This is a genomic window from Nocardioides sp., from assembly GCF_031397825.1.
Taxonomy (GTDB): domain Bacteria; phylum Actinomycetota; class Actinomycetes; order Propionibacteriales; family Nocardioidaceae; genus Nocardioides.
The window spans coordinates 1-8,365 of the sequence record NZ_JANNML010000206.1 but is presented as its reverse complement, the minus strand read 5'-3'; the positions used below and the strand labels follow the sequence as shown (position 1 = coordinate 8,365).

9 protein-coding genes and 1 pseudogene are annotated in these 8,365 nt (G+C 69.3%); 5 read left to right on the top strand and 5 right to left on the bottom strand.

What is annotated here, in order from left to right:
• The 4 genes from RMN98_RS17615 to RMN98_RS17600 all read left to right on the top strand — a co-directional run.
• The coding region (locus tag RMN98_RS17615) for an adenylyl-sulfate kinase (RefSeq protein ID WP_309650120.1) at window positions 1-771 on the top strand (771 nt) is incomplete at its 5' end.
• The gene (locus tag RMN98_RS17610; RefSeq protein WP_309650119.1) at window positions 759-1,769 is read left to right on the top strand and encodes a sulfite exporter TauE/SafE family protein; all 1,011 of its coding nucleotides are present in this window, start codon (window positions 759-761) and stop codon (window positions 1,767-1,769) included. The genes RMN98_RS17615 and RMN98_RS17610, both read left to right, overlap by 13 nt.
• Window positions 1,770-1,862: 93 nt before the next feature.
• Entirely contained in the window at window positions 1,863-2,777 is a 915-nt protein-coding gene (cysD, locus tag RMN98_RS17605) for a sulfate adenylyltransferase subunit CysD (protein ID WP_309650118.1), read from the top strand.
• Window positions 2,777-4,027: a GTP-binding protein gene (locus RMN98_RS17600; RefSeq protein ID WP_309650117.1), complete on the top strand. Its 1,251-nt coding sequence runs from the start codon at window positions 2,777-2,779 to the stop codon at window positions 4,025-4,027. The genes cysD and RMN98_RS17600 overlap by 1 nt, the downstream gene beginning before the upstream one ends.
• A 65-nt stretch (window positions 4,028-4,092) precedes the next feature.
• Here the strand turns inward: RMN98_RS17600 and RMN98_RS17595 are convergent, their stop codons facing one another.
• The 3 genes from RMN98_RS17595 to RMN98_RS17585 form a co-directional block, all read right to left on the bottom strand.
• Window positions 4,093-4,935, bottom strand: coding sequence for a 3-keto-5-aminohexanoate cleavage protein (locus RMN98_RS17595; RefSeq protein WP_309650116.1), 843 nt, complete (start codon window positions 4,933-4,935; stop codon window positions 4,093-4,095).
• Window positions 4,936-5,018: 83 nt separating this feature from the next.
• Window positions 5,019-6,743: a DUF4012 domain-containing protein gene (locus tag RMN98_RS17590; protein WP_309650115.1), complete on the bottom strand. Its 1,725-nt coding sequence runs from the start codon at window positions 6,741-6,743 to the stop codon at window positions 5,019-5,021.
• 87 nt (window positions 6,744-6,830) lie between these two features.
• Window positions 6,831-7,256 carry a hypothetical protein gene (locus tag RMN98_RS17585; RefSeq protein WP_309650114.1) on the bottom strand — a complete coding sequence of 142 codons (426 nt, stop codon included), beginning with the start codon at window positions 7,254-7,256 and terminating at the stop codon, window positions 6,831-6,833.
• A 133-nt stretch (window positions 7,257-7,389) separates the two neighbouring features.
• Between RMN98_RS17585 and dtd the strand changes: the two genes are divergently transcribed.
• Entirely contained in the window at window positions 7,390-7,815 is a 426-nt protein-coding gene (gene dtd, locus RMN98_RS17580; protein ID WP_309650113.1) for a D-aminoacyl-tRNA deacylase, read from the top strand.
• Window positions 7,816-7,910: 95 nt separating this feature from the next.
• On the opposite strand, the gene RMN98_RS17575 is transcribed toward dtd, so the two are convergent.
• Together RMN98_RS17575 and RMN98_RS17570 are read right to left on the bottom strand one after the other, a co-directional pair.
• Window positions 7,911-8,210: a DUF1416 domain-containing protein gene (locus RMN98_RS17575; protein WP_309650112.1), complete on the bottom strand. Its 300-nt coding sequence runs from the start codon at window positions 8,208-8,210 to the stop codon at window positions 7,911-7,913.
• A pseudogene (locus RMN98_RS17570) lies at window positions 8,210-8,365 on the bottom strand (sulfurtransferase); the annotation flags it as partial. The pseudogene RMN98_RS17570 and the gene RMN98_RS17575, both read right to left, overlap by 1 nt.

Genomic DNA, 8,365 nt, shown 5'->3' with positions numbered 1-8,365 from the left:
CGGGCAGGCGAGATCCCCGAGTTCACCGGCATCTCCTCCCCGTACGAGGAGCCGGAGGACGCCGACGTCCGCGTCGACACCACCGGCCGCAGCATCGAGGACGCCCTCGACGACGTCGTCCTCGCCCTCCGCGACGCCGGCTACCTCGACCTCACGACGGATGCGGTGGTCGAGCCCCCCGCTTCGCTGGTCGAGCCCGACGAGCGACAGCGAGGAGGCGTCGAGACCCCCATCAAGGTCCTCTTCGTCTGCACCGCCAACATCTGCCGCTCGCCCTACATGGAGCTCACCGCCCGCTCGCTGGCCGGCGACGACAGCGGCGTCGAGTTCACCAGCGCCGGCACCCACGGCTTCCGCGACCACGTCATGGACGCGACGATGGCCACCACCCTGGCCAGACGCGACGTCAGCAGCGCGGGCTTCCTCAGCCGCCGGTTGACCAAGGAGCTCGTCGACGACGCCGACCTGGTCCTCACCGCCGAGGCGACGCACCGCACCTTCATCCTCGATGACCACCCCCGCGCCTTCCGCAAGGTCTTCACCCTCGGCCAGTTCGCGGAGGCGGCCGGCGACCACGACCTCACCGGCCGCGAGCTCCTCGCCGCCATCGGTGAACGCCGTGGCTCCGCCGAGCGGCGCCTCGACGTCAGCGATCCTTACGGACGCGGGCAGGAGGCCGCGGAAGCCTGCGGTCAGCACATCGAGTCCCTGCTGCGCGTCGTCGTGCCGGCGCTCACCGCATCCGAGAGGATCACCCCATGGAAGATCTGATCACCACGGCATTCTTCTCGATCCTCGCCGCCGGCTTCATCGTCGGCATCGTGGTCGGGCTGACCGGCATGGGCGGTGGCGCCCTCATGACCCCGGCCCTGATCTTCCTCGGCGTCGGTGACGCAGCCACGGTCGTGACGGCCGACCTGACGGCCGCGGCGGTCTACAAGACCGGCGGCGCGATCGTGCACTCCCGCGAGGGCTCGCCCAACTTCGACCTCGCCAAGTGGCTCGTCATCGGCTCGGTCCCGATGGCCCTGCTCGGACCTCACCTCGTCGCCGGCTTCACCACTGATGAGGACCAGCTCGACTACGTCCTCAAGATGGCGATCGGCTTCGCGTTGCTGCTCGCCGCCGCGACCTACGCCCTGAGGCTCTACATCAACCTGCGTCGCGTCCGTTCCGGCGCCCAGGCCGAGGACCCCAACCCGCACATCCGCCCACTCCCGACGCTCCTCGTGGGCGCGCTGGGCGGACTCCTCGTGGGCATCACCAGCGTCGGCTCGGGCTCCGTCATCATGGTCGCCCTGCTCATGCTCTATCCCGGGCTCTCCGCGGTGAAGCTGGTCGGCACCGACCTGGTGCAGGCCGTCCCGCTCGTCCTGGCCGCCGCCGTCTCCAACATCGTCCTCAACGGCCTCGACTGGGGCATCCTCATCCCGCTCGTCCTCGGCTCGGTCCCGGGCACCCTCCTGGGCAGCAAGCTCGCTCCTCGGGTGCCCCAGTCCTACATCCGCCGCGGCATCGTGGTGGTGCTGACGATGTCGGGGGTGGCGCTCCTGGACAAGGCCGGCTGGGCTCCCCTGGGGGTCGACGAGACCCATCCGATCCTCATCGTCGGAGTCGGACTGGCCGTCGTGGTCCTCATGCCCCTCGTCTGGGGGGTGCTCCGCAAGGAGCAAGGTCTCCCCATGTTCGGCGCCCCCACGGTGGCCGAGCTGGAGGGCATCGACCAACGACGCCGCTCACCATCGCCCGGGACGAGCCCCGATAAGTGACGCAACCCACTCGACATTCGGCGCGTTGTCGCTCCACCCCCTCCACGTGGCTACGATGTGGGCTGCTGTCCACCGAGAGGTCCCTGTAACCCCATGACGCAAACGCATGCCGACTACCAGCTGAGCCAGCTCGACCAGCTGGAGGCGGAGTCGATCCACATCATCCGTGAGGTCGCCGCCGAGTTCGAGAAGCCCGTCCTGATGTTCTCCGGCGGCAAGGACTCCATCGTGATGCTCCGCCTCGCGGAGAAGGCGTTCTACCCCGCCAAGATCCCCTTCCCCGTCCTCCAGGTCGACACGGGCTACGACTTCCCCGAGGTCCTCGCCTGCCGTGACAACTGGGTCGACCGCACCGGCGTGCGCCTGATCATCGCCAGTGTCGAGGAGGCGATCGCCAACGGCGTCGTCATCGACGACGGCAAGACCAGCCGCAACCGCATGCAGACCGGCACGCTGCTCAACGCCCTCGAGGAGGGCGGCTTCACCGCCGCCTTCGGTGGCGGCCGTCGCGACGAGGAGAAGGCCCGCGCCAAGGAGCGCGTCTACTCCCACCGCGACGAGTTCGGCCAGTGGGACCCGAAGATGCAGCGCCCCGAGCTGTGGAGCCTCTACAACGGGCGCCTCCACGCCGGCGAGCACATGCGCATCTTCCCGATCTCCAACTGGACCGAGCTGGACATCTGGGACTACCTCGGCCGCGAGGGCATCGAGATCCCCTCCATCTACTTCTCCCACCAGCGTCGCGTCTTCGAGCGCGACGGCATGCTGCTGAGCGAGAGCGACTTCAACCCGACCAAGGCCGGCGAGACGGTCGAGGAGCGCACCGTCCGCTTCCGCACGGTCGGCGACCTCACCCTCACCGGGTGCGTCGAGAGCACCGCCAGCACCATCCCCGAGATCATCGACGAGGTCGCCATCGCCCGCGTCACCGAACGAGGCGCCACCCGTGGCGACGACCGATTCTCCGAAGCAGCCATGGAGGACCGCAAGAAGGAAGGCTACTTCTGATGGATCTTCTCCGTTTCGCCACCGCCGGCTCCGTCGACGACGGCAAGTCCACGCTCATCGGGCGCCTGCTGCTCGACTCCAAGTCGATCTTCGAGGACCAGCTCGAGGCCGTCGAGGCCACCAGCGCCTCGAAGGGCTACGACTACACCGACCTCGCGCTGCTCACCGACGGTCTGCGCTCCGAGCGGGAGCAGGGCATCACCATCGATGTCGCCTACCGCTACTTCGCCACCCCGGCCCGCAAGTTCATCATCGCCGACACCCCGGGCCATGTGCAGTACACCCGCAACATGGTCACCGGTGCCTCCACCGCCGACCACGGCCTGGTGCTCGTCGACGCCCGCCAGGGCCTCACCGAGCAGTCGCGTCGTCACGCGGTGATCCTCTCCCTGCTCCGGGTCCCCCACCTGGTGCTCGCGGTCAACAAGATGGACCTCGTCGACTTCTCCCAGGAGGTCTACGACAGGATCCACGCCGAGTTCCGCGCGTTCGCCACCAAGCTCAACATCCCCGACCTCGAGGTCATCCCGATCTCGGCCCTCGCCGGCGACAACGTCGTCAACCGGTCGGAGAACATGGACTGGTACTCCGGTCCCACCCTCATGCACCACCTCGAGCACATCCACGTCGCCTCCGACCGCGACCTGGTCGACGTCCGCTTCCCCGTGCAGTACGTGGTGCGCCCGAAGTCGGACGAGCACCACGACTACCGCGGCTACGGCGGCATGGTCGCCGGCGGCGTGATGAAGCCCGGCGACGAGGTCGTCGTGCTGCCCAGTGGCATGACGTCGAAGATCGCCGGCATCGACCTCTTCGACCAGGAGATCACCGAGGCCTTCCCGCCCATGTCGGTGACCGTCCGGCTCGAGGACGACGTCGACGTCTCGCGCGGCGACATGATCGCCCGCCCTGCCAACGCTCCCAAGCCGAGTCAGGACATCGATGCGATGATCTGCTGGATGACCAACGAGCCGCTCAAGCCGCGCCAGAAGCTCGCCATCAAGCACACCACCCGCACTGCGCGCGCCCTGGTCAAGGACATCCAGTACCGCCTGGACATCAACACCCTGCACCGTGACCAGGAGACCAAGGAGATCGGTCTCAACGAGATCGGCCGGGTCCAGCTCCGCACCACGGTGCCGCTGTTGTGTGACCCCTACTCCAAGAACCGCACCACGGGTTCCTTCATCCTGATCGACGAGGCCACGGGCATCACCGTCGGCGCCGGCATGATCAACAGCGGCGCCTGACACGTCGTCAACTCCTCGAGAGCCGCCCCTGACATGACTGGGGGCGGCTCTCGTCGGTCCGGGACCTAGCGTGCGCGTACGCCGAGGAGGTCCCGCGCCTCCCGTGGCGACATCGGCGTGCGCTGGGCCAGCATCCCGAGGCTGGCAGCGCGGTCGACGAGCTGGGCATTGCTCTCGACCGGGACTCCTCGGCTGAGCGTGACGACGTCCTCCATGCCGACCCGTAGATGCCCGCCCTTGGAAAGCGCAGCCAGCGCCACCGGCAGAGTGGTGCGACCGATGCCGGTCGCGGACCACGACGTCACGTGGGGAGGGAGTGTCGCGAGCCCTGCGACGAGGGCGTCGGCGGTGCCCGGCATGCCTCCTGGCACCCCCATGACGAAGTCGCAATGGACGCGGCCACCGTAGGGCAGACCGAACGTGTCGATGAGCCGCGCCAAGGCGTGCGCCTGCCCGAGGTCGAAGAGCTCGAACTCAGGGACGACCTGACGCTCCTGGCTGAGCTGGTAGAGCTCGCAGACGAACGGCCACGGGTTGGAGAAGACGTCGTCGCCGAAGTTGGTGGTGCCCATCGTGAGGCTGCAGGAGTCGGGCTGGGCGTCGAGGACCTTGAGTCGCGCGTCCAGGGGGTCGTGGACCGAGCCGCCGCTCGAGAGCTGCACGATCAGGTCGGTGGCTTCCTTGAGCGCCTGGACGGTGTCGGTGAGCAGGCTCAGGTCGAGGGTCGGCTGGTGGTCGGCGTCGCGAACGTGGACGTGGATCATCGCGGCACCCGCAGCCTCGCACTCCCGGCCAGTCTGGACGAGCTCCTCGAGGGTGGTGGGCAGCTGGGGACAGTCGGCCTTGGCGGTCTCGGCGCCGGTAGGCGCCACAGTGATCAGCAGGGCGTCAGGAGGAACAGCAAACATGTGCATCAGGATGTCAGATCATCGAACTATCTTCGACCCACGGCCGTTTTCGCCGAAGGAACTTCGGCTTTCCGCCAGTGGCTTCAGCAAGCCGACTCGACGGACCGCGCGTAGGTCCCAGGAGTCATCCCGGGTGTCTGGGTCACGATGACGTCCGCCGATTGCCCGGTGCTCGTGGTCATGTCCCACTCCACGAGGACCGGCGCCTGCGAATCGACGTAGGCGCTGAGGGTGACCGCGGGGCGACCGTCGAAGTCGAGGACCTTGGCCACGTCCGAGATGTCCTGACCGTCCACTCGCAGACCGGTCAGCTCGCCACCGTGCGGCGCATAGAGCCGGACCAGGATGAGCTGCGCGCCCGGGTCCGTGCCGTACTTGCCGCCGCCGGTCACGTAGTCGGTCAACCGGGCGGCATCTGACTGGTCGATGGTCTGGTGCAGCACCAGCTCCCCGGCGAGGGTCTGCACGCCCTGGTCACAACCGGTGGCGGCCACCGATGACTCGGCGCGTAGGTAGTAGGACATCTTGGAGCCGGTCGCGTCGTTGAGGTCGATGTCCACGTGCGGCACCGCCCCGTCGTCGCCGGACAGGTCGCCGACGACGCGGGAGCCAGCGAGCATGTCGCGCTCCTCGGGGAGGAACGACGCCATCCGGAACCGGCCCTCCCCCGCGGCCCGGTCGAAGGCCCGGACCAGGCGCAGCTCGGAGGCCCGGTCTCCCTTGACCGCCTCGAAGACGGCTTCTGCGACGTCCTCGAAGTAGGTGTCCTGGTCCGGAGGTGGGAGCAGCCGGTAGGCGGTGCTGAGCACGGTCTCGACGAGGTTGTCGGTGGTCAGGGTCAGCCCCGGCGCTGCGACGGGGCCGATGCCCTCGAGCAGGTAGCTGAGGGCCACGACGTCGATCGAGATGACGCCGTCGAGCTCGACCGTGCCGACCTCCTCCTCCCAGCGGGCGGCCATGAGGGCGGCGGCCCGGGGGAAGTCGGGGGTGAAGGTGGCATCGCGGAAGTCGGTGCCGAGCAGGTCCCCGTAGAGCGCGGTCTCGCCGGGCGTGAGCGGCTGCACCGGCGTATCGCGCGCGCCGAACCGGCTCGCCGACCCCTGCTCGACCAGGGTCAGCTCGCCGCCCTCGGCGTGGACGCGCGCCCACGAGCCGGGCATGCCGCCGGTGGCGCGGATCTCGGCGTTGTTCTGAAAGACGAGGAGGTAGTCGCGGGTCCCCTCGGCGCCCACCAGTCCAGGCAACACCTGCGTCGCCGTCCTGGCCGAGCGCAGGCCACGGTCGGTGGAGCCCAGCAGTTCGACGTAGCTCTCGAAGCGGGGGCGGAGTGCGCCCACGAAGCCGGACGAGTCGATCTCGTCGACCATGCCCACGGCACTGCTGAAGGCGGCACTCGCCTCGGCGACCGGAGCCTCGAAGGCCCGGACCCGGGCGATGTCGACACGACCGCCTTCGCTGACGCCCTCGAAGCCGCCGAGCGCCTCGATCACGCGCGGCACCCCGTCGGTCGCCACGAGGTCCAGCGACGCGCTGAGTGCTCGCACCCCGCGCACGTCGTCACCAAGGACAGGCAGGTAGCCCAGAGCGCTCCACAGGGGGCCGTCCGTGCGGCTCGCAGCCCGCGAGGCGGCCAGCCCGAGGTCGTAGGACGCGGCGCGCATCCCCGGGTCGTCCTGGGTGTCGATGGCCGTCCGCAGGGCACGCGCAGCGGCATCGGCATCGGCCAAGGCCCGTTGGACGCGCCACGCATCGAAAGCGGCGTAGGCGCCCAGAACCACGAGGGCAGCGACGACCGCCGCCGGGATCACCCAGCGGCGCCTGCGGTCGTCGAGGCGGCCTTCCCAGCGCGCGATCTCCCTCGTCCTGGCCGACCGGCGTCGGACCAGACCCACGCGCTAGCCGCGCTTCACCGTGAGGGTGTAGCTGTCCTTACACCCCTGGTAGACGGACGTGCGCGGGGTGTCGAACGTCAGGCGGATCAGCCAGCGGCCCGGCTTCTTGAGCTTCGGACCGCGGAAGTTCACGCGCTTGCCGGCGTAGGACAGGGACTTGGTGCCGCGCACCTTGCCGGTCGGCTGGTAGATGTACTGCACTGCCATGGAGCCCTTGGGGCGGCCGCTCCCGGCCGGTTTGACGTACAGGCTTGAGCGCGGCGACCGGCCGCTCTTGAGGGTGTGTGGGCCGCCGCTGTCGCAGAGCGTGGGCACGGTGCCGGGGTAGGGGTCGGCGCCCTGGGCGATCGTCGTGAACGACGAGAAGCCCGCAAGGCCGGCGCTCATCAGCGCGGTCGTCAGCAGGGTCACGAGGGTCTTCTTCGGCACGAGTCGCTCCCGGGGGTGTGTGGCACTTGACGGCGTAACGAGCCGGCGTGGTCGACGGCACGTGGACGGTGTCGGCGGACTAGACCGGGAGCACCGTCCTGACCTCCGGTTGCCTTGCGGAAGAGTCATCCACGTGAGAGCGGTGGTGCAGCGGGTTCAGGCGGCGTCGGTGACGGTGCACGGGGAGGTGGTCGGGGAACTCGCGAGTCCGGGTTTGTTGGTCTACCTGGGGATCACGCACGGCGACGCGGCGGAGGAGGTCTCGTGGATGGCGCGCAGGATCTGGGGGGTGCGGATCCTGCGCGACGAGCAGTCCGCGTCGGACGTGTCCGCGCCGATCCTGGTCGTGAGCCAGTTCACCCTCTACGGCGATGCCCGCAAGGGGCGCAGGCCCACGTGGAAGGCCGCTGCTCCGGGGCCCGTGAGCGAGCCGGCCTACGAGGCGGTCTGTGCCGAGCTCGAGCGCTTGGGCGCCACGGTGGCTCGCGGTGCCTTCGGGGCCGACATGCAGGTGGCATCGGTGAACGATGGCCCGATCACGCTGCTGCTCGAACGCTGACGGTCCCATGACCGGGCCTGCCGCGACGTGGTGGGGAACGCCGAAGCCCCGAGCATCGACACGGTCGTGGCGGCTCGGGGCTTCGGGGCAGCGGATCAGATGGTGACGGTGACCTCGGCGACGGAGCCGATGGCGGCGACCACCTTGTTGTCCACCGGCTCGGCCTTGGGGGCGAGGGTGCGCAGCGTCCACTCCCCCTCGCCGGCGAAGAACCGGAAGTGACCGGTGGCCGACGTCGGGACCTCGGCGGTGAACTCACCGCTGCGGTCGAGCAGGCGCACGTAGGCGTTGCCGACGGGCTCGGTGCCGCCGCGCAGGACCTGGCCCTGGATCACGGCCTCCTTGGCGACGTTGACGCCGTCGAGGGACAGGCCACCTTCAGTCGCGCCGCACATCAGGAGGTCTGCCCTTCAGCAGAGCCGGGCTCGTCGCCGAGGGCGATCGGGACGCCCACGAGGGAGCCGTACTCGGTCCACGAGCCGTCGTAGTTCTTCACGTTGGCGTGACCGAGGAGCTCCTTGAGGACGAACCAGGTGAGCGAGGAGCGCTC

Bases quoted from the DNA above. Each gene is read 5' to 3' on its own strand.
- RMN98_RS17575 (WP_309650112.1), bottom strand. From the start codon at position 8,210: ATGTGCGGCGCGACTGAAGGTGGCCTGTCCCTCGACGGCGTCAACGTC.
- RMN98_RS17595 (WP_309650116.1), bottom strand. From the start codon at position 4,935: ATGTTTGCTGTTCCTCCTGACGCCCTGCTGATCACTGTGGCGCCTACC.
- RMN98_RS17600 (WP_309650117.1), top strand. From the start codon at position 2,777: ATGGATCTTCTCCGTTTCGCCACCGCCGGCTCCGTCGACGACGGCAAG.
- cysD (WP_309650118.1), top strand. From the start codon at position 1,863: ATGACGCAAACGCATGCCGACTACCAGCTGAGCCAGCTCGACCAGCTG.
- RMN98_RS17610 (WP_309650119.1), top strand. From the start codon at position 759: ATGGAAGATCTGATCACCACGGCATTCTTCTCGATCCTCGCCGCCGGC.